General features: G+C 50.3%; 20 protein-coding genes. 6 read left to right on the top strand and 14 right to left on the bottom strand.

What is annotated here, in order from left to right; translation table 11 throughout:
* Window positions 1–68: 68 nt before the first annotated feature.
* The 5 genes from EVJ34_RS03600 to EVJ34_RS03620 all read right to left on the bottom strand — a co-directional run bounded on the left by EVJ34_RS03600 (window position 69) and on the right by EVJ34_RS03620 (window position 5290).
* Window positions 69–326: a hypothetical protein gene (locus EVJ34_RS03600; protein WP_131484708.1), complete on the bottom strand. Its 258-nt coding sequence runs from the start codon at window positions 324–326 to the stop codon at window positions 69–71.
* 20 nt (window positions 327–346) lie between these two features.
* Window positions 347–2704, bottom strand: a complete 2358-nt coding sequence (locus tag EVJ34_RS03605; RefSeq protein ID WP_131484709.1) for a DEAD/DEAH box helicase family protein — start codon at window positions 2702–2704, stop codon at window positions 347–349.
* Window positions 2697–3026: a nucleoside triphosphate pyrophosphohydrolase gene (locus tag EVJ34_RS03610; RefSeq protein WP_131471048.1), complete on the bottom strand. Its 330-nt coding sequence runs from the start codon at window positions 3024–3026 to the stop codon at window positions 2697–2699. The genes EVJ34_RS03605 and EVJ34_RS03610 overlap by 8 nt, the downstream gene beginning before the upstream one ends.
* 69 nt (window positions 3027–3095) lie before the next feature.
* Entirely contained in the window at window positions 3096–4862 is a 1767-nt protein-coding gene (locus EVJ34_RS03615; RefSeq protein WP_131484710.1) for a DUF262 domain-containing protein, read from the bottom strand.
* A 224-nt stretch (window positions 4863–5086) separates the two neighbouring features.
* On the bottom strand, window positions 5087–5290 hold the full coding sequence (locus EVJ34_RS03620; protein WP_021066795.1) for a hypothetical protein: 204 nt from the start codon (window positions 5288–5290) through the stop codon (window positions 5087–5089).
* Between the two features lie 206 nt (window positions 5291–5496).
* Here EVJ34_RS03620 and EVJ34_RS03625 point away from each other — a divergent pair, with 206 nt between their 5' ends.
* Both EVJ34_RS03625 and EVJ34_RS03630 read left to right on the top strand, forming a co-directional pair.
* Window positions 5497–6189, top strand: a complete 693-nt coding sequence (locus EVJ34_RS03625; RefSeq protein ID WP_131484711.1) for an ABC transporter ATP-binding protein — start codon at window positions 5497–5499, stop codon at window positions 6187–6189.
* The gene (locus tag EVJ34_RS03630) at window positions 6182–9406 is read left to right on the top strand and encodes an ABC transporter permease (protein ID WP_131484712.1); all 3225 of its coding nucleotides are present in this window, start codon (window positions 6182–6184) and stop codon (window positions 9404–9406) included. Before EVJ34_RS03625 ends, EVJ34_RS03630 begins: the two co-directional genes overlap by 8 nt.
* A 55-nt stretch (window positions 9407–9461) precedes the next feature.
* Here EVJ34_RS03630 and EVJ34_RS03635 read toward each other — a convergent pair whose 3' ends face one another.
* The 7 genes from EVJ34_RS03635 to zapA form a co-directional block, all read right to left on the bottom strand.
* On the bottom strand, window positions 9462–9929 hold the full coding sequence (locus tag EVJ34_RS03635) for a hypothetical protein (RefSeq protein WP_131484713.1): 468 nt from the start codon (window positions 9927–9929) through the stop codon (window positions 9462–9464).
* Window positions 9930–9961: 32 nt separating this feature from the next.
* Complete coding sequence (locus EVJ34_RS03640; protein WP_131484714.1) at window positions 9962–10426, bottom strand: hypothetical protein; 465 nt, start codon at window positions 10424–10426, stop codon at window positions 9962–9964.
* Between the two features lie 141 nt (window positions 10427–10567).
* Window positions 10568–10978, bottom strand: a complete 411-nt coding sequence (locus EVJ34_RS03645) for a DUF350 domain-containing protein (protein ID WP_131484715.1) — start codon at window positions 10976–10978, stop codon at window positions 10568–10570.
* Window positions 10979–10991: 13 nt separating this feature from the next.
* On the bottom strand, window positions 10992–13346 hold the full coding sequence (locus EVJ34_RS03650; protein WP_131433358.1) for an endonuclease MutS2: 2355 nt from the start codon (window positions 13344–13346) through the stop codon (window positions 10992–10994).
* Window positions 13347–15056 carry a DNA polymerase/3'-5' exonuclease PolX gene (gene polX, locus EVJ34_RS03655; RefSeq protein ID WP_131484716.1) on the bottom strand — a complete coding sequence of 570 codons (1710 nt, stop codon included), beginning with the start codon at window positions 15054–15056 and terminating at the stop codon, window positions 13347–13349.
* A gap of 69 nt (window positions 15057–15125) precedes the next feature.
* Window positions 15126–15662 carry a CvpA family protein gene (locus tag EVJ34_RS03660; RefSeq protein ID WP_034776712.1) on the bottom strand — a complete coding sequence of 179 codons (537 nt, stop codon included), beginning with the start codon at window positions 15660–15662 and terminating at the stop codon, window positions 15126–15128.
* A gap of 8 nt (window positions 15663–15670) precedes the next feature.
* Window positions 15671–15892: a cell division protein ZapA gene (gene zapA, locus EVJ34_RS03665; RefSeq protein ID WP_021066785.1), complete on the bottom strand. Its 222-nt coding sequence runs from the start codon at window positions 15890–15892 to the stop codon at window positions 15671–15673.
* A gap of 211 nt (window positions 15893–16103) precedes the next feature.
* Between zapA and EVJ34_RS03670 the strand changes: the two genes are divergently transcribed.
* From EVJ34_RS03670 to EVJ34_RS03680, 3 genes are all read left to right on the top strand, one after another.
* Window positions 16104–17318, top strand: coding sequence for a dicarboxylate/amino acid:cation symporter (locus EVJ34_RS03670; protein ID WP_131484717.1), 1215 nt, complete (start codon window positions 16104–16106; stop codon window positions 17316–17318).
* 86 nt (window positions 17319–17404) lie between these two features.
* A complete protein-coding gene (locus EVJ34_RS03675; protein WP_131484718.1) occupies window positions 17405–18250 on the top strand; it encodes a GNAT family N-acetyltransferase in 846 nt (281 codons plus the stop codon).
* A 42-nt stretch (window positions 18251–18292) separates the two neighbouring features.
* Window positions 18293–18499, top strand: coding sequence for a hypothetical protein (locus EVJ34_RS03680; protein ID WP_131484719.1), 207 nt, complete (start codon window positions 18293–18295; stop codon window positions 18497–18499).
* A gap of 36 nt (window positions 18500–18535) precedes the next feature.
* Here EVJ34_RS03680 and EVJ34_RS03685 read toward each other — a convergent pair whose 3' ends face one another.
* Both EVJ34_RS03685 and EVJ34_RS03690 read right to left on the bottom strand, forming a co-directional pair.
* Window positions 18536–19837 (bottom strand): murein hydrolase activator EnvC family protein, encoded by a 1302-nt coding sequence (locus tag EVJ34_RS03685; RefSeq protein ID WP_131484720.1) that lies wholly within the window; start codon window positions 19835–19837, stop codon window positions 18536–18538.
* 290 nt (window positions 19838–20127) lie between these two features.
* The gene (locus EVJ34_RS03690; RefSeq protein ID WP_131484721.1) at window positions 20128–20649 is read right to left on the bottom strand and encodes a VanZ family protein; all 522 of its coding nucleotides are present in this window, start codon (window positions 20647–20649) and stop codon (window positions 20128–20130) included.
* A 162-nt stretch (window positions 20650–20811) separates the two neighbouring features.
* Here EVJ34_RS03690 and EVJ34_RS03695 point away from each other — a divergent pair, with 162 nt between their 5' ends.
* Window positions 20812–21285: a glutathione peroxidase gene (locus EVJ34_RS03695; protein ID WP_029595900.1), complete on the top strand. Its 474-nt coding sequence runs from the start codon at window positions 20812–20814 to the stop codon at window positions 21283–21285.
* The last annotated feature ends 27 nt before the right edge of the window (window positions 21286–21312 follow it).

Genomic DNA, 21312 nt, shown 5'->3' on the forward strand with positions numbered 1-21312 from the left:
TGTGACAAGGGGGTGTGACGGATTGTAAACATTGAAAGCGGAACCAACTGAAATGGTTCCGCTTTCGCTTAATTATTGAATTGGCGAAGGCCCCAAACGCCTTTATTTCCCGTGGAATAGAACAAGTCCTCTTTCCCCGCGAAGCTGGCCGAATCACTCGAATGGGCCCGAATCTGTTTATTGACGTGAGCCTTCCAATCTTTATAGCGATCGAGTTCGAGTTGATAGTACGACCGTTCGATATATGCGTTGATTTCTTTCAATGACGCCGTGCCGCCATGATGCTGGAGGGCGAATTGGATTTTGCGAAGTAGTGCGCGTTTCAAGTTAAAGACTCCTTTCCCAATCATTCTGAAGCTTTACGACTAAAGTAGTGATGTAGTCGCACTTCAACGATTTGACTGACCCATTCGTAAACCAAAGGATGAGCATACGCTTCATTATGCTCGATGTGTAATGACTCCTCTGATACGAAGAACGGTCCTTTAGCTATTTTATCAAATGGCATCCGCAACAGTAACTTTTCAATCTTTTGTTGATGGAACGGGGATTGGAAGTCTTTCGTCTGTCCGTCAATCTGCTGACGATATGGGAATTCATTGATGAACTCATAGAATGGACGAGCCGCCTCGCTAGCTGAGAGTGGTTGAAGCCATCCCGCGACCCCACGACTTAACATGATGGATAACACAATCATCTTATAGCTCTTCGTCATGTCTGTGTATTCTACTTCAAGCAACAGCGACTTCGCCTCTTCAAACAGGTGACTCTCTTCATCATCCAGCTCCTCCACCCGATTTAGGAATCCGTAATACCCTCCGTCTTTCTTCCATTCAGAACGATAGGCATCTATTGAGTATTCACCTCGCTGGATCAACTCTAGGTAACTCGGACGTCTTCCAAGTTCTTCTTTCACCATGAAGTAGTTACGCTCCAACTGTTGTCGCCGTGTCGAAGAACGGGTGACCATTTGCTTCAATAAATCGATTGCATGTAAATCAAATTCGATGGTACATTCGCCTGGTAAATCCACATCTGTAGGAAGTGCTTTGACAATCGGCTGCCGCTTCGTCGTCAACAGCGCCAACTTCTTATCGATGTTCTTATAGTTCCCAATCAAATCGATGATGGTGCAATGCGTCTTACCGCTCAATAGACGTAATCCACGACCAATCTGTTGGGTGAACACCGTCAACGATTCGGTCGGGCGGCAGAACAATAACGTATCAATCTCCGGGATATCGACACCTTCATTGAATAAGTTGACCGCGAAGATGATATCGAGATGGCCCTGCTTCAATTGACGCATCACATCGGCGCGGTTATATTCGGTCTGGCTATGTAACGCGACGGCTTGAACACCTTGCAGGCGGAAATAGTCGGCCAAGTATTCAGACTGAGTGACCGACGAGCAAAAGCCAAGCGCTCGCGTCTGGTGATGCATCCGCCAGGCTTCAAAGATTTTTTGAGCGACACTTTCCTTCAACTGTTCAGCCAACAGTTCGTCCTGATCATAGCGACGGCCGTTGATCAGTCGAATCTGCGAATAGTCAATCTCATCATAAATCCCAACGTAATGGAATGGTGTCAAAAACGACTCTTCAATCGCTTCGGTAAAGTGCATCTGATACGCAACGTTGTCATCACATAAAGCATAGACGTCTCCCCCATCTAGTCGGTCCGGCGTCGCAGTCAATCCGAGCAAAAACTTCGGCTCGAAGTAGTCCAGGACGCGGCGATAAGATGGTGCAGCCGAATGATGGAACTCATCGACAATAATCAAGTCGAATTGGTCAGGCGCAAGCTGTTGCATTCGATGTTTGGATGCCAATGTTTGAATTGAAGCGAATAGCACGTCGGCTGACTGCTCATCTCTCGAGTCACCACCGAGTAACAGACCTGTCTTCCAGTCACTCGATACTCTTTTGTATGAAGCTTCCGCTTGGAGCAAGATTTCTTTCTGATGCGCGATAAAGAGCACCCGCTTGAACTGACGGGCGAAGAAGGCACTCAAGTACGTCTTCCCTAGTCCAGTGGCGAGCACGAGCATCGCTTTGCGTCTACCCTCGTTCATCGTCTCGCGTAACGCCTTTAAGGCAGCGTCTTGCACAGTGTTCGGCGTAATCGTATCGTCCTCGATATAAACCGGTGGTGGTTCTGCAATCAGCTCCGCTTCCTTCATCCGCTCTTGGCGGGCCATATACTCTTCCTGATAAGGCTGTAAAGAGACGGCGTTCATGATTTGGGCATAGTCACTATAAAACAGGTCATGAAACGCGTCGACGGATTGTTCAAACACGTCCTCCGAGATGCTCGCCGGTATCTCGACGTTCCATTCAACACCTCGATTCAAGGCGCTATGTGATAGATTGGACGAGCCGACAAAGAACGTCCCGCCATCCTGGGTACGGAACAAATAGGCTTTTGGATGGAACGACTGGCCCTTCGAACGATACAGTCGCAGTTCAACGCCATCAATCTTCATGAGCATCTCGAGTGCATCCGGATTCGTCAAATAGAGGTAATCCCCAATCAAAATCCGAACTTGTGCCCCTCGTTCAACTGCGCTTTTTAGTGCCTCAGCGATTTCTTGAACACCTGATACTTGCGCAAACGCGACGACCATATATATTTCAGTCGCCGCGTCGATTTGGTGTTGTAATGGAATTCGTAAATGACTAGTATGCAGACGTAACTCACTCATGATCAAGGACCTCTTCTAAGAAGAGACCTTTTTCAAAACCGCCCCGCTTCTCTCGCTTCTCCTCACGGATGCGATTCAATTCTTCAAAGCTCGCACCGTGCATCTTTCCGAGCGTATAGACGAGCTCCAGAATGTCAGCAAGTTCTTCAAGCGATTCTTCATCGATGTTCGTCTCTTCGTACTCTTTGATTTCTTCATAGAGTTTCAAGCGTGCCTGTTCGAAATGCTCGGCTTGATTGAGATGTTTGACAACAGGAATCTGCCCTGCTTCATGGATGATTTCAGGAATACGGTCGCGGATTAGTTTATTGTATTGAGTCATTGAACTCTCTCCTCTCATATTCGTATATGTATTAGTTATATAATATACAGAATGATTAGTACTGGGGAGTCAAATAAACCCTTTACTTCGTAACTCATCAATTTTTTTCAAGTCTTCTGCTGTCGGCATCGGTTTTGAGTCATCTTGAATTGAAAATTGTAATTGATTTAGTCCCCACTCGTTAAAAATAATCAACAATTCGTCAGAAATACGAATGTCTCTCTCTCGAATTTCATCTAAACCCCAATCGCTATGTTGATTTGATAAATTTAACAATGCGATAACTTTAGATTTTTTATAACTTTCTTGTTTCTTTTTAAAATAACCATTGCTAGCAACGATATTCAATTTTTTTTCAAATGGTATTTTATTTCCGATATGTTCTACAATCTTTTTAACTTCTTCCTCGGAACTAGAAGGGAAATAGCTCGATTGCCACTTCTGCGGAAGTATATGTTCAATTTCCCATCTATCGGGCAATAGTTCTTGCTGCTTTTCATACGCTAGAACTTTTAATAACATTCGAACAGTATTTCGATGAGCAACTTTTACTTTGTCTTTAAATTCTTTTTCATCTACATTAGGGAAATCAAACTTAGGAGTAGGTGAATTAACAACTTCAGCATTTAAATTGAGTATCCCTCTCTTTACAGCATTTATTGTAGGAGTTACAACGTACCTAGCTGCAAGAGTTGCCAATAATTTTTTTAGAAATTGTAAAAACATCTCATCAAATTTTTGGGATTCCTTATGCTTTAGATAGTAAATAACAACAGGATATTTCCAAAATTCATTAGGATAAGAGGTTAAACTATCCAGTATCTGTTTTACCTTAACATTCTTTGACCAATCTTCTTCAATCTCAACATTATTATTAATAACTATCCACAAGTTCAGTATTGATGTTAGATTTTTAATAACATCATCTTTGTATAGTTGCTCAAAGTTATTTCTTGAATAATACTTTCTAACACCAGGGGTAGTCGTATTTCTGTCATTTTCTAATGCTCTTAAATAAAACATATAATAATAAAATAACTTTTGAATACTCTCGTTTGCATCTTGGGCATCCTCGTCCAATTGTTGCCATTGTTCAATAAAATCTGCTTTCTCCATCAAATCTAATCGATTATAAATTTTTGCTTTAAAAATATCTGCATCCGATAATGCTAGACCTCGATCATTTAAAGTCGAAAAAATAGTAAGGGCTGTGTCTTGTGAATCTGCGGTAATTGGCAACAAGATTGCTTTATTTAATAAGTTCCGTGTAAACCAAAAGAATAACTCTGGTTCGTTTGTTGCAAACTTCTCAATCAACTCTTGAAAAAGTTTATAGTTCAATGAATAATTATCTTTTGCCCCTATTTCGTACGTGCCTTGTTTTAAAATATTCGAGAACGTTATATTGCCTTTGTCTCTCATCACTCTAGATTCAATGAGGGTTTTATCAAAATCAACTTCCGCAGTCAGTTCATCTTGCTGCCATAACGCAGATTCAATCTGTCTTTTAAAATTTCGCACTTCTTTTGTTTCTGTCATCGAATCTAATTTTGTATATATTGCCCGCAATAATAGAAATAAAGAAGTAAGTCTTTGTTGTCCATCGATAATCTCTTGTTCCCTATTCTCATTTTCATAGGAAACGATTGTACCAAGAAAATAAGTGCTTTCGTTATTATTTCCCGTATACTCTACTAAGTCGTCGAATAGTGTCTGAATTTGTTCATCCGTCCATGCATACGGTCGCTGATATTCAGGAATAACAAATTTATGCTCTTTTCCAGTCTCTAAAAGTTGCTTTACACTTTGCTTATTTACTTCAATCGCTGTCGCCATTATACAATCATCCTCCACAAAACTTTTAGTAACATAGAATTAATTTTAAATAAGTAAATTATTATTATACCAATGAAATTATATCAAATAATTGGATATGATTTATATAATTTTGAATCCGAATAAATTGAACATATTTTAAATTCTTAACCTAGTTATTTGTTAATTAAATTGAGTTGTCTCTCAACTTTCTTGGTAGCTAATGGCTTTTTGAAAATTGAAATTTACTCCACAATCTCAAACGCCTTCACGTACACGACATGGTCGAGGAAGATGATCCACTCATCCTCAAACTGGACGAACCCGTCCGTCGCATGACGGAACGATTGATAAATCGACTCCAGCGCCGCATAACGACTCTCCGCCTCCACCACTTGCGTCAACACCTCATCATTGATCATATGGAACTCAATCTCGAACTGTTTCATTGTTCCCACTCCCTTTCATTCAATTCCGAATTCTATTAACCCTTTTCCCCATTCCGACCCAGACTCCTCTCGAAACCAAGACGAAAATTTTCTCGGCTACCCACAGGAAAGTTTTTCCTATACACTATGATAAATAGTCAGAAAATTACGTGTTCTTACATATTTAATAATGGCTATTGTATTCCAACTTAGAGAGGAGCATTCCTATGGCCTATGACTTTGAATGCAAACACTTGACGAAACGCTTTGATAACGGCGACGTCGCGACGCTCGCGCTCGACGATGTGAACCTCCACTTCGCCCACGGCGACTTCATCTCGATTATCGGTCCATCCGGTTCAGGGAAATCGACGCTACTCAGCTTGATCGGCACGCTCGATCGTCCGACCGATGGCACGCTCTTATTCAGCGGCGAACCGATCTCGACCTTGTCCGCGAAACAGCTCGCCGACTTCCGCTTCGACAACATCGGCTTCATCTTCCAACAGTTCCATTTGATCCCGACGTTGACCGCGCTCGAGAACGTCATGGCATCGCTGTTCGGACGCAAAGTCGACTATGACGGGGAAGAACGTGCCCTTGAACTCTTAAAAGAAGTCGGCTTGAGTGACAAGGCGAACTCGCTGCCGTCGCAACTGTCCGGCGGTCAGCAACAACGCGTCGCCGTCGCCCGCGCTCTCATCCACCGTCCGAAGTGGCTGCTCGCGGATGAGCCGACCGGGAACCTCGACACGCATACGGGTGATATCATCTTCGACCTGTTGACGCGTCTGAATCGGGACAACGGCTGTGGCGTCTTGTTCGTCACGCACGACCCGGAGCTCGCCGACCGGGCGAACCGAAAAATCGAGATGCGCGACGGGCAGGTCGTCGCCATGAGCGACGTCCATCATGCTTAAGTTCATCTGGAACTCATGGTGGCGGAATAAGGAACGGTTCATTCTGCTCATGGTCGGGATGCTCATCGTCAGTACCGGGCTCAGTTATCTACTCGGGGTGACCCAGGCGAACAACGGGACGGTCGTCAACGAGCTCCAGAAACGTTGGGATTCGTCATACCATATCGTCGTCCGGCCAGAAGGCAGCCGCAGTGTGACCGAGGATTTGAACCTGCTCGAACCAAACTATATGAGCGGGCTCGAGGGCGGCATCACGCGCGAACAGTACGAGACGGTTCAACAGATTGCCGACGTCGATGTCGCGGCCCCGATCGCGATGATTGGGTCGACTTATTCTAGTTCATTCACTCAAACGTATACGTTTGATAAAGCGGGTCTTTATCGCCTCAAGATGAACACACTTATCGATACGGGCATTGAAAAAATCAATGACTTCCAAGATCTGAAAGCCTACTTTTGGGTCGGCTGGATGCCGAACGGTGATTCGACCCACATCGGAATCGGTCCGACCGCCCTGTACGAAGAGTTTCCCCTCTCTTACGGGAGCGATGTCATGTTGGCTGGGATTGACCCGGTTGCCGAAGCGAAACTTGTTGGCTTAGACGATGCCGTACAAGCGACAGAGTTCAGTCGTTATTTCAATGATGAGGATGTTCCAGAGCCTTACGATGAGGACATCACGACCATTCCGATTTTGATGAGTTCAAAAGACTACGTCGATGCATCAATCAACTACACGATTGAAGAAGTAGATGTCGATACAACTGATCAAGAGGCGTTCATCAAAACCTATCTCGATCAAGGGAAAGATGAATACCTCGATAGCTTGAAAGGGACGGAAGTCGCCTCATACGACTTTACAGCGCAACAAATGCACGACAATATCACGAAACACATTTTAGAAGGGACACCACAACCGCAAGACCCTCGTGTCACAGTTGACTATACTTGGCTTGCCGAGAAAGCTTCACCTCTCGTATACGAAGGCGTGACGAGCCCGTTCCCGAAACGTTGGCCGTACTCGTATCAAATCAAACCGTTCCTCGCTGAGGGTGAAGTGACTTATGGACAAGAAAGCATGTATCGCAAGTCAAATAAATACGCGGAAGACCTCAACGATGCGCCGAAGGTAAAATATAACTACATCGGCTTGTTCGACCCGTCGAAACTGAAATTGTCGAAAGACCCGCTGACGGAACTACCGATGGAGACGTATTTCCCGGCCAGCGCCGATTGGGTCATGAGCTCGAAGGATGAACCGGTTAACCCACCGACGACCGTCAAGCCGACGAACAACCCGTACAGCTTCCTCACGAAACCACCTTCGATGTTGACGACGCTCGATGCCGCTTTCGCCATCGCCGGTGACAAAGCCATCTCGGCGATTCGCGTCAACGTGAAAGGCGTTGACGTCTTAAACGAAGAGAGTGAAGCGAAACTCCAAGCGGTCGCCAAAGAGATTGAGGATCAGACCGGTCTCATCACGGACGTCACGCTCGGCTCATCTCCGCAATATGCCGTCACCTATTTGCCAGGACTCAAAGGCGAGAGCGCCCTCGGCTGGATTCAACAGCCGTGGATCAAGCTCGGCTCGTCGATCACGATTTTCCAAGAAGCGAAACTCGGCTTCTCCGGCGTCGTCGTGAGCGTCATCCTCGTCGCGATGCTGTACGTGTTCAGCTCGAACATCATCATGCTGTACGCCCGGAAGAAAGAGTTCGCCATTCTGCTATCGCTCGGATGGCGTCCGAGCCAACTATCGAAACTCTTATTCCTAGAAGCGACGATTCTCGGCTCGATGGTCGCGCTCATCTCATGGATGATTCTCGGCACATTCCTTTGGACGGCAGCCGGCTCGACGTCGATCACGCGCATCCTGTTGATCGGCTTGGCCGGTCTCTTAATTTATTGGCTCGGGACGCTCATCCCGATTCGACTCGTTCGACGCATCAAACCGTATGAGACGATGCAGTCTGGCGAAGTGTCGAAAGGACGCCGACTGCTCCGCTCCCGCTCGAGCGTCGGCATGAGCTTGAACCAGCTCGTGACGTATTGGCCGCGGACGACGTTGTCGATTCTCGCCATCGCCTTACCGACGAGCCTGTTCGGCTTCTTCCTGTTCGTCACCTTCCGCCTTCAAGGCGTCTTGTATACGACATGGATTGGCGAGTTCGTCGCCCTTGAAGTTGGCACGATGCATTACGTCGCCATGGGTGTCGCCTTGCTCATCGCGATGCTGACGACGACCGAGATCATGTGGCAAAACGTCTCGGAGCGTAAGCCGCAGCTCGCCGTCTTGAAAGCGCTCGGTTGGCAGAACACGTCCATCCGTCGTCTCGTCTTGACGGAAGGCGCGTTGACCGGGTTCTTCGCCGGACTGCTCGGCGTGACGGTCACCATCATCATCGTCACCATCATGTATCAGAAGTTCCCGACGTCCGAGTTGCCGTTCCTGTTCGCGACCATCCTCATCCCGGTCGTGACCGGTGTCCTCGGGGCGCTCCTCCCGGCAGAGCGGGCGGTCCGCATCACACCGGCTGAGGCCATCGGCGGACACGTCGTCAACCAGAAGAAAGTCGAAAAACGGTTCCGACTCGTGCTCGGGACGACCGCGACCGCTCTCGTCGTCGGTATCATCAGCTTGTTCGTCTTCACGTCACCAGAAGTCAAACCGGTCACGGAAGAGGCGAAGCCGACACCAGCCCCGACCGCACAGACAACGGGTGCGAAACAGGCTGATTTAAAAGCGGATAAACCGAAAGAAGCCAAAGCTACCACACCAAAAGAAGATAACCTTCAAAAAATCATGAACCTCGGTACGTTCCAAACGTTTATCGGGGATCCACAAATGAAGAAACGTGAATTCCAAGTCGGGGAACCGGTCTACGCTTCACCGGATGGAACCGAACCGGAAGCTGGGAAACGATTCGTCAGTCTGCCCCTCTCTCTCTTTCATGAGGATGATGAATATGGTGGCACTATGGACTATCGACCGAACGGGTTCCGCATGTACACGTCAGACGGGAAAAAATATAGTCCAGTCGATATGGTCAACCACAATAAAAAAGCGTTCAAAAACGGTTTTCGTTATTTCGCAGGCGAGAAATCTGAAATTGATTTAGTCTTCCTCGTTCCAGAGAAAGAGAAAACGCTCGTCTTGTATGCTTCAAGCGGCGCCATGCCGAAAGTGTATACAGTTAAAATTGAAGTGCCATAAACCAAAAAAAATGGAGCGTCGTCCCTTCCTGGGATGACGCTCCGTTGCGTTTACATCATTTTGGCTCATATCGAAATTCTGACACTTTTGCATTTGTTCGCGAGTAGAGCGTGTCCATCGAGAATCGGTTAGGGAGACTTATGCTTCCCGCGTACACGTTCTCGATGGTTTGATCAATATACACGTTTTCCGCTTCTAGATATTCGACGATGAGGTCTTTATATTCATCGGCCGAGGAATCTTCATGACGCATGTCCTTCAGTTCGGCCAAATACGTGTCGTTGTCTGCTCGCATGGCCTGCAACTCTTCAATCGCACCCGGAACATTCACGTCATCTCTCGGAATGCTCGATAACGTGAGCATTTTGAGATAATGGTCGCGGGCTGCCGAAATGATGGAAGCCGCATCAAAATGAATGATAGGTCTGTCGTCAACCGGTTCAACCGTGCCCACTCCTCCGCAAGCGGATAACGGCATCATGGTTCCTGCGAACAGAGAGACGGATAAAAGCAACTTTTTCATCATCGATTCTCCTTCGCATCTGTTAGATTTTCTTACGAGATTTCATCTATGGTCTCGACCACAACCCCTGTATCCCCGACTTTCCCTAAATCGATCACAGTCGGATCTTCGTATGCCAAGACGTGAAACTCTTGCTCGAACGTCCGAATCACATAATGCGATAGTTCGCCTCGATACGTGTTGACTCGCTCAGTACCCATGTTCTCTGCGGCGAATCGGGTAAATCGGGACGTCTTCAGTTTCACGATTGGGTAAGCATTTCGTAGTCCTTCTTCATGCATACTATGGTCCTCGATCGTCCCGAGAAACACCGCATATTGCTCAAAACGAATCAGGATTCGGTCGCGTTCCGTGTCCCACGTCAGCAACATCGTCGGGTCACTTGCCCCGAAAAACGTCCACTCAAGTGGATAATAGGTGACACCTTTCATCTGAAACGATTCCGTCTCGAGCACATAGTCTTCCGTCGTCATCAAAAAATTCAAATCGATTGCCACACTTGTCTCCTCCTTTCAAAAAAAGCGACGTTCGAGAACGTCGCTTTCCCTCAATAAAAGATAAACCATAGTGCCGCTGCCACTAAAAACAGGCCGGCCCCGATGAAGAGAATCTTCGCTAGTCTCTCATATACCATGTCTTCACCTCACCAACGCCGCGCCGACGACGAGCGAGACCCCAATCGAGAGCAGGAACGCCATCAATCCGACGGCGATGTTCCCTTTCCCAATCTCCTCGTTCACTTTGAGCGACGGCGTCAAAAATTCGAATAACCAATACGTCACCAACAAGAGCACGAAACCGAAGCTCCCTCCGACCAACACGTCCATCGTCTGGTCGTGATGGCTCTCGACGACACGGAAGATGTTGGCGAGACCGACGATTTTCCCACCGGTCGCGAGCGCGACGGCGATATTTCCTTTTTGAATCTCGCGCCAATTGCTGTACGGGGTCGTCACCTCAAAGATGGCGAGACCGACGACAATCATGAGTCCGGCGATGGAATACAAGCCGAGCGACTCAAGCAATACGTTCACGTTCACATGCCCCATTCGTCTGTTCCCCTCACTTCAATTCGACGACCGTGACACCGAGTCCGCCTTCCCCCATCCCACCGGGGCGCTGACTCTTCACGTGACGATGTCCTTTCAGATACTCCTGCGTCGCTTGGCGCATCGCCCCGGTCCCGAGACCGTGGATGATGCGGACGTTGTCGTACCCGGAGACGAGTGCCTCGTCGATATATTTGTCGAGGCGGGAAAGCCCTTCTTCGACCCGGACGCCGCGCAAGTCGAGCTCCGACTTCGTCGAGCTCTGACGCTTGAGCGAGCTACCTTTTGATTGGAGCGACTGCTCTTTCGATGGGCCGATTTTCTGAAGGTCGTCCGCTTTGACGTTCACTTTCATGATTCCGACTTGGACGTTATATTCGTTGTCGTTCAATTGCTTCACGATATAGCCCTTTTGGTTGAACGTCGTCACTTTCACTTCTTCGCCTTTACTGAACGTACGTTTCTGTTGCGCTTTTTGTTTCACTTTTTGGATCTTTTTATCTTGGAGCGTCGGTTTGGCCGATTCGAGCTGTTTCTTCGCAGCGATAATCTCGTGCTCTTTGACGATCCCTTCCTCACGAAGCTTCTTCAAGCGGTCGATGACTTCGTTCGCCTGGCGCTTCGCCTGTTCGACGGCCTTCTCGGCACGGGCCTCGGCTTCACCATACATCGTGTCGCGCTCGCGCTCGAAATCGGTCAGCTTCGCCTCGAACGCCGCCTGTTCGGCCTCGAGGTCATGGCGTTTGACGATGAGTTCTTTCTCGAGCTGCTCGGCGCGATGCTTGGCCGCCTCGAGCTCATTGATCATCGATTCGACCGACTCGGCGTCGGTGCCGACGTGGCTCCGTGCCTTGTCGATGACTTGTTCCGATAAGCCGAGACGTCGACTGATCTCGAACGCGTTCGAACGGCCCGGTACGCCAATCAACAGGCGATACGTCGGGCTGAGCGATTCGATATCGAACTCCATCGAGGCGTTCATGACGCCTTCACGGTTATAAGCGTACGCTTTCAGTTCCGAATAGTGCGTCGTCGCCGCCACGCGGGCGCCACGACGTTTCACTTCATCGAGGATGGCGATGGCAAGGGCCGCCCCTTCTTGCGGGTCTGTCCCGGCACCGAGCTCATCGAACAGGACGAGCGACATGAAGTCGATCTTGTCGAGCATGCTGACGATGTTCGTCATGTGCGAGCTGAACGTCGACAAGCTCTGCTCGATCGACTGCTCATCGCCGATGTCGGCATAGATAGCGTCAAAGACGGACAGCTCCGTCCCGAACTCGGCCGGCACGTACAGACCTGACTGCACCATCAGTTGGAGCAGTCCGAGCGTCTTGAGCGTCACCGTCTTCCCGCCGGTGTTCGGTCCAGTGATGACGAGCGATGTGAACGCCTCACCGAGTTCGACGGTGATCGGCACGACCTCATCTTGTGGAATGAACGGGTGACGCGCTTGTTTCAACTTGATCTCGCGTTCGTCGTTCAGTTTCGGTTCCGTCGCTTTGAGCTGATGGCCGTAGGCGACTTTCGCGAACACGAAGTCGAGCGTGGCGAGGACGTCGAGATTGATCACGACCGAATCGGCGACACCGCCGACCAGGTTCGACAGTTCGCTCAAGATGCGGTCGATTTCGGCGCGCTCTTTCAAACGAACTTCTTGAATCTCGTTATTGATTGACACGATCGCCTGCGGCTCGATGAAGAGCGTCTGACCCGATGCCGATTGGTCATGGACGATCCCGCCGAACGCTTGGCGGTACTCCATCTTGACCGGGACGACGTAACGGTCGTTCCGAATCGTGACGATGGCGTCTGACAGCATCTTCGCGTTGTTGCGAAGGATGTTGTCGATCCGTGAGCGGACACTGCCTTCAAAGCTGCGCAGCTGGGTCCGGAGACCACGGAGCCGGTCGCTCGCCGAGTCTTGGACCGTGCCTTGGTCGTCGATGGCGTGACGGATCGACTGTTCGACCTCGATCAATTTCGTCAAACGCTCGGCGTATTCGTCAAGGCGCGGGATGCGGAGGTCTTCATTGTCCTCATGCAGCTTCTCGAAGAAGTTCTTCACTTGGCGGCCGCTGTACATGACGGCGGCGACGGCGAGCAGTTCACTCGTCGACAGGACCGAGCCGATGGCGGCCCGTTTCACTTCACTGCGGACGTCGGTCAATCCGCCGAGCGGCAACCGATCACGGAGACGGACGACCTCGGTCGCCTCGCGGGTGACGTTCAAGTTCGACAATACCCGGTCGTACGTATAGTCGGGTTGCATGTTGAGTGCCCGTTCTTTCCCGAGCGAGCTCGCGGCGTGGGCGGCGAGCTGCTGGCGGAGTTTTTCATATTCTAAAACGCGTAACGCGTGATCCATCTAGCATGTTCCTTTCTGTCGCTTCGCGTCGATGAACGCCTTGGCGTCCTCGAACGAGAGGCAGTTGATGATGTCTGACGGTTCGAGATAGGCTTTCCGGGCATGCAGGACGCCGAGTGCCATATCTTCCATCATATCAGGGTGGTGCGTGTCGGTGTTGATCATCAGTTTGACGCCGGCCGCCTTCGCCTTCTTCAGCGTCGAGGCCGTCAAATCGAGTCGGTTCGGGTTCGCGTTCAACTCGAGCGCCGTCCCCGTCTCTTTGGCGAGGGCGATCAAACGCTCCTCGTCAATCGGATAGCCGTCACGGCGCCCGATGAGGCGACCGGTCGGATGAGCGATGACGTTGACGTACGGCGAGCGGCAGGCGTTCTCGAGCCGGGCCATAATCTCGTCGACGGATTGGTCCATCTTCGAGTGAATCGAGGCGACGACGTAATCGAGCGTCGCCAAGAACTCGGGCTCATAGTCGAGCGTCCCGTCCGGACGGATGTCCATCTCGACACCGCGCAGGACGTGCATGTCGTGTTTCTTCGCGGCAGCGAGAATCTCTTCCCCTTGCGCTTCGAGTCGTTCCTCGGTCAAGCCGTTGACGAACGACATGTATTTACCGTGGTCGGTGATGGCGATCCATTCATAGCCGCGTGCTTTCATCGCTGCGACAAGCTCGTCGACCGTCAGCTTCCCGTCCGACCAGAGCGTGTGCATATGCGCGTCGGCCTTGATGTCGTCGAGTGTGACGAGCTTCGAGATGTCATGCTCGAACTCGAGGTTGCCTGCTCGGAGCTCCGGCGGGATGAACGGCAAGCCGTAACGTTCGAACAGCTCGGCTTCCGTCTCCGGTTGCCAGAGGCCGTCCGCCGTCTCGACACCGTATTCAGAAATCGACTCACCTTTTGCTTTGGCGAGCTGGCGCATGCGCACGTTATGGTCTTTCGAGCCGGTGAAGTGGTGGAGCGTCGCGGCGAAGGCGCCCGGTTCGACCATGCGGAAGTCGATCGACACCATCTCCTCACGTTCGAGGACGAGCGACACTTTCGTCTCGCCGGCCGCGATCACCTCGTTGATGAACGGGAGGGCGAGCAGTTTGTCACGGAGGGCGACAGGCTCTTCGGTCGCGATGATGAAGTCGAGGTCTTTACACGTCTCCTCGGCCCGGCGGAAACTGCCGCCGACCGAATGACGCAAGACGAGCGGTTCCGCTTCGAGTACCGCCTCAATCTCTTCGACGACCGGACGCATCATGGCGTACGCCAGGCGTTCCGGACGTGACTCGAGGTTCCGTGCCGCTGCGAGCAACTTCTCGACACTCTTGGCTCCGAAGCCCGGGAGACTCGCGGCCGTACCGTCCTCTAATACCGTGATCAGCGTCTCGAGGTCGACGACGCCGACTTCGCGGAGCTTGGCGAGCTTCTTGCCGCCGAGCCCTTGGATTTTGAGCAGTTTCATGAGACCGTACGGAATCTCTTCTTGGAGTGACTCGAGCACCTCGCTCCGCCCCGTGTCCCGCCACTCTTCGAGGACGGCGGCCGTCCCTTTGCCGATGCCAGAGATCGTCGTCAAGTCCTCGATGTCCTCGAGTTCGAGCTCCGTGTTCTCGAGTGCCGTCGCGGCTTTGCGGAAGGCGTTGATTTTAAACGGGTTCTCCCCTTTAATCTCCATGTATTGCGCGATTTTTTCTAACAGCATCATTGCTTCGACTTTATTCATCATGCTTCCCCCTTTTCCATACAGAAAAGGCCGAGATACAAGCACTAGCTTGCATTCCGGCCTGTCGTGTTACAACATCTTATTCGAGAACCATTCAGAGAGATATGGCGTGTCTTGAATGATGTACGTGGCGAGTGACGAGTTGTCGACCGCACTTTGGACGCTGGCCATCGGTACGAAGGCAATGACCCACAAAATGAAGAACGTGATCACGTACGCCTCGAAGAACCCGAGGACGGCACCGATGATGCCTTTCAATTGGCGCAAGATCGGCAAGTCCGTCAAGAAATCGAGCATCGACAAAATGAGATGCAGGACGAGTTTCGTGATGACAAACAAGACGACGAACCAAAAGACGTTATAAAACGTCATCTCGAGACCTGTGAGCGCATTTAAATCGATGACACCTTTCGGAAGCGTCCCATCGAGTTGCGACGGATATGGAATCCAAAGCTTGAACGCTTCGGCAAGATCACGATAGTATGCATTGGCGACGAGGAAACTGATGATGAGCGCGACCCAATGGCCGAGCTGCAAAATCGCCCCGCGACGGAATCCGTTGACGATCCCGATGAACAAGAAAAACAGTATAAGTAGAGTAACCATAGAGTGATTTATTCTCCCGTATTTCGTTTAGTTTTGACGTGATCGCTCGCAATTTGGATAGCGGCGAGCACCGCCGCCTGACGAGCGTCTAGATGAGGGGACTGTTCACGAATCTCGCGGATCTTGCTATCGACCAGAAAGCCCACTTCCCTCACATGATCGGCTGGCTCTTCGCTAACGATCGTATAGTCTTGACCCGCGATATGAATTGTTGTTCGTTGTACCTGCACGCGTCACCCCTCCTTTCCGTCTATTCAAAATTAATCATAACATCGTTTGTATATTAGGAAAAGAAGAAGGTCCCTCCCTTTTCCACTCCAACATTTTGTGATACCCTATTTCAAAGTTGTCAAACGTCAATCTTCATTGAAAAATGAAAGATAGGGTGGCAACCTCGCATGAAATGTGCGAAAATAGCAACAATTCAAACATTAAGAAAGGATGATTTTTTTGAAATTACGCATTGGCCTTCTAGGTCGCATCATCATTGCTATCGCATTCGGGATTTTACTCGGTAGCATCGTACCAGAAAGCCAGAACTGGATTGTCCGGACATTCGTCACGTTCAATACGGTCTTTGGACAGTTCCTAGGCTTCGCCATCCCACTCATCATTCTCGCCTTCATCATTCCAGGAATCGGGGAACTTGGAAAAGGCGCCGGGAAATTAGTCGGTTTGACGGCCGCCATCGCTTATGTATCAACAATCGTCGCCGGGACGCTCGCCTACTTCGCGACGAGCAACCTGTTTCCACAAATTTTGACACGCACGAACGCGTCAGCCGAAAGTCCGGAAGAGGCTCTCTTGAAAGGTTTCTTGGGATTCGAGATTCCACCGGTATTCGGCGTCATGACGGCACTCGTGCTCGCATTCGTCATCGGCATCGGGATTGCCGCCACCGAAAGCAAGCGCTCGCTCGACCTAGCTATGGATTTCCGCGATATCATTGAACTACTCATCAGCAAAGTCATCATTCCACTATTACCGATTCACATCGCCGGAATTTTCATGAACATGACGTACGCCGGACAAGTCGCTGAGATTCTCTCCGTGTTCTCGCTCGTCTTCGTCACAATCATCGTCCTTCATTTGACGATGCTCTTGATTCAATATTCGATCGCAGGGGGCCTCAACAAAGAGAACCCGCTTAAACTGCTCAAGACAATGATGCCGGCTTACTTCACAGCCATCGGCACACAGTCGTCAGCGGCGACAATCCCAGTCACGCTTCGTCAAGCGAAAGCGAACAACACGGACGAGGGCGTCGCGAACTTCGTCGTCCCGCTCTGTGCGACGATCCACTTGTCAGGCTCGACGATCACACTCACATCGGTCGGTGTCGCTCTCATGTACTTGAACGGCATGCCGATGTCTTACGCGATCGTGCTCCCGTTCATCCTCGCCCTCGGCGTCACGATGATCGCGGCACCAGGCGTACCAGGTGGAGCCGTTATGGCCTCACTCGGTTTGTTCGGTTCGATCCTTGGGTTCGACGCGACGATGCAAAGTCTCGTCATCGCCCTCTACTTGGCACAAGATAGCTTCGGTACGGCGACGAACGTCACGGGAGACGGGGCCATCGCCAAGATCGTTCATTACTTCAAACGCAACACGAAACTCCTCGACGACGCGAAAGCGCGCGAAGAAATCGCATAATTCGCTCCAAAATTTGATAGAATGAGGAAAACGGGCAGGCCATACGGTTTGCCCGTTTTGCATACATACGCTGAAAGGGTGTTTACATGGAACTGATTTCTTGGAACGACTTACCCGGATTTGAAGAACGTGTCATGCCCCACCTACTCGAACATGAGGCCGAGAACAGCTTGATGATTGGCGTGCTCGATGCCATCAAGCAAGGTCGATACGAGACGTATCATCAACTGACCGTCGAAGATAACGGTGATGTGCTCGCAATCCTGCAAGTGACTCCGCCTCATCCGCTCAACTATGTGCTCCTGAAGCCTGAGCGAGAGGATGACGTCCTTCGTCTGCTCGTGCCTGAACTATTAAATGGTGATATCCCATTCACCGAGGTCGTCTCGCAAGCTGATCTAGCGATGAATTTCTACACACTCTGGTACATCCTGACGGCGAGAGAGCCGAAAGTCTTCATGGAGCAAGGGCTGTATCGTCTCGATCACGTCAACGACATCCCGCTGTCGGAAGGGTCGATGCGACTTGCGACCGAGGACGATGAGACGTTCCTCGTCAAGGCGTATAACGCGTTTGAAAAGGAAACCGGTCTTCCGGCCTCCTCGAAAGACGAGGCGCGGCACAAAATCGCCGTAATGCTCGACAAGAATGAAGTGTACGTCTGGGAAGTCGACGGCAAGGTCGTCTCGTGTGCGAAGAAGTCGCGTGAGACCGCGAACGGCGTCACCGTCTCGTTCGTCTACACCCCGAAAGCGTTGCGGAAGCGCGGCTATGCCCGCTCCCTCGTCGCCGAGCTGAGCCGGGAGCTCTTGACGTCGAAACAGTATTGTACGCTCTATACGGATTTGAGTAACCCGACATCGAACAAGATTTACAAAGAAGTAGGTTATCAAAAAATCTTCACTTCGGCATGGATTCGATTGCCTAGCTGATTCGTTTCGCCTCCCCTATACTATAGATGGAGGCGATTTTTGATGAACAGATTATTCGGTTGGTGGCTCCGCATCCCGCGCCGGGTCCGGGTGACCGCCTTGACGCTCGTCACGCTCGCCGTACTCGGCTATATGGTGTTCCTCGGAGGGCGGAGCATGCTCGACGACCCGAACTGGGACACGCTCTGGTTGAGCGTGATCGGCGCCGCCCTCTTGACCTTTATCGCGTACAGGGCAACAAAAAAGTGATCGACGCGTTCGTCGATCACTTTTTGTATACGTTTATTAGAAGAATGAAGCTGGGTTAACCGTGTTGCCCGCGCTCGAAGATGAGTACGAGTAACCGCCACGGTGAATCTCGAAGTGCAAGTGTGAGCCAGTCGAGTTGCCTGTGCTACCCATGCCGCCGATGTGTTGACCTTGTGTCACGCGTTGGCCAGCTGATACCGATACCGAGCTCAAATGCGCGTATACAGTCGTCCATACTTGACCGTTCAAGACGTGCGTGATGATGACGTGGTTCCCGTAGGCACCGCCCCATCCAGCACGTGTGACCGTACCGGTTTGCGCTGCGTTGATCGGCGTACCGACTGGAGCTGCCAAGTCAATCCCGTTGTGGAACGTATAGCCGTTCACACCGCTCGCCGGTCCCCATCCTTGCGTGAGACGACCGCCTGACGGACGTTGGAACATGCCGCCGCTTGCAGGTACTGAAGTTGTTGGCGCTGCTGTCGGCGTGCTGACCGCGTTCGCAGACGAGTTCGAGCTCTGTTGTTTCTTCGCAGCCGCTGCTGCCGCTGCCGCACGTTTCGCTTCTTCGGCCGCACGACGTTGTGCTTCCATTTCAGCTTTGATCGCTTTTTCTTGTGACTTGAGTGTTGACTCCATTTCTTGGAGGCTCACCAATTTCGATTCGAACTTCACTTTTTCAGCGTTGAGTTTCTTGATCTTCGCTGCGCGCTCTTTCATTTTCTTGTTGAGCGTCTTTTGACGTTGTTCAAGTTCTTCTTTTTGTTTCACGAGAGCGTCGCGCTCAGCTTTCAATTCAGCTTGCGCTTTCGCCAATTTTTCTTTTGTCGCTTGGTACTCTTCAAAGATCTGCTTGTCGTTCTCTTGGATTGTACCCGCAGTGATCATGCGTGTGAGCAAGTCAGCGAAATCTTTCGATCCGAAGATGAACTCTGCCCAGTCGATCGAGCCGCCGCCATTTTTTTGCATCGTAGCCATGCGCTCTTTCATGAGTTCTTCTTGTGCCTTCATCTTCGCTTCATATTGTTTGATTTGCTTTTGAAGGGCTGCGATTTTTTCTTGTGTCGCACGAATCTCAGCTTTCTTTTGCGCGACGTCGTTGATGACGTCTTGGAGTTCAGCATCTAACTTGTTGATTTCTTGCTGTTCTTTGCTAATCGCTTGATCACGGTTTTTGATCGAAGCGTTCGCTTTGCTCTGTTCACTGCTATTCTTTTGTTGTTGCTGCTGCACCTTTTTCTGTTTGTCTGTCAATGACGCTGCATAGCCAGGTGTCGTGCCGCTAATGAGAAGAGCTCCTAAAGTGACGGTTGCTGCAAGTTTCTTCAAGTTAACCAATGTGCTTCCCTCCGCTGAGTTCTTTGAATTTCTATATCATATAGATCGAATAATTTCTAAAGTTAGAAGGCGAATTTCGATATCGCTCTGTGACTCATTATAGCAATCTAAACCTAAAGTTATTTTACACTTATATTTCATTCGCGTTACATTGACCTGATTTAGGTTTTATACGTTTAAAAACGGGGGTATAAAGGGATTTTCCATTTACCTCAGTCACAAATACGTAATAAATAAAAAGAAAAGCACTTCTCGAAAGTGCTTTTCACATAACTACCTCTATCATTTGTTTACCATCTCGGGGAGACGTAGCCCGACCGTGATCGTTTCGTCCGACCGTGTTTCCACATATAATAACCGCCGATGAGAAGGACGCCACAAGCCGCCCCAAAACTATCGAGCAGGATGTCCTGGATGAGCGGTGTCCGCTCAGGTGTCAGACTTTGATGGAACTCATCGAAGATGGCGACCGTATTCGCGAGCGCCCATGCAAACAATAAGGTCAGTCCGACATGAAGTCGCGTCCGTGACACCGCTTTGACGAGAAGTGCCCCGAGGACGAAGAAGACGGTGAAGTGCGCCGCTTTCCGGATCAAGAATTCAATCAATCCGACGCTCCCTTTCGCATCGAGCGACACCGCTCCCCCGGCGTACTCGAAGTCTACGGTCGACAGCACCGGTTCGGCCCACGTCCAGTCAAACCGTTCGAGCGGTGAGACGATACTCTGGTCCGAGTATGGGGTCGCACTTGAGAAGAATAAGCCAATCAGGATCAAACCGATCCATATAAATTCATTTTTCAGTATGTACATAACACCTTTCCTTTCTACAACGAGTCTCATTATACGCCGTCCAACATATTTCATTGTAACAACGACTTCATCGTTTCGTGACAATTTGATTGCGGACGACTGGTTCAAAGTCGTGTCTGCAAAGCTTGCTTGGTATAATACATACAAAAAGGGGGAATCAGCATGATCTATCAATATGAAGCGGCCGACATGAGCGGCAAGCTCCAACCGCTATCAAAATATGAAGGGGACGTCCTATTGATCGTCAACACGGCGAGCAAGTGCGGCTTCACACCACAGCTCGACGGGCTCGAAAAATTATATGAACGTTACCAGGGGCAAGGCTTCCATATCCTCGGCTTCCCGTGTAACCAGTTCGGCAATCAGGATCCGGGCTCGAACGAGGAAATCAGCGAGTTCTGTCAATTGAACTATGGCGTGACGTTCCCGATGTTCGCCAAAGTCGACGTGAACGGGAAAGACGCCCACCCGCTCTTCCAATACTTATCAAAAGAAGCACCGGGTCTCCTCGGTTCGAAGACGATCAAATGGAACTTCACGAAGTTCCTCGTCGACCGGAACGGTAACGTCATCGAACGGTTCTCGCCACAGACGACACCGGATGAGATCGAGACGGCGGTCAAACGCCTGTTATAAGGGAAAAGGATGGTCCGCCAAAATCCG

The organism is Exiguobacterium sp. SL-9 (assembly GCF_004336985.1).
In the GTDB taxonomy this organism is placed as follows: domain Bacteria; phylum Bacillota; class Bacilli; order Exiguobacteriales; family Exiguobacteriaceae; genus Exiguobacterium.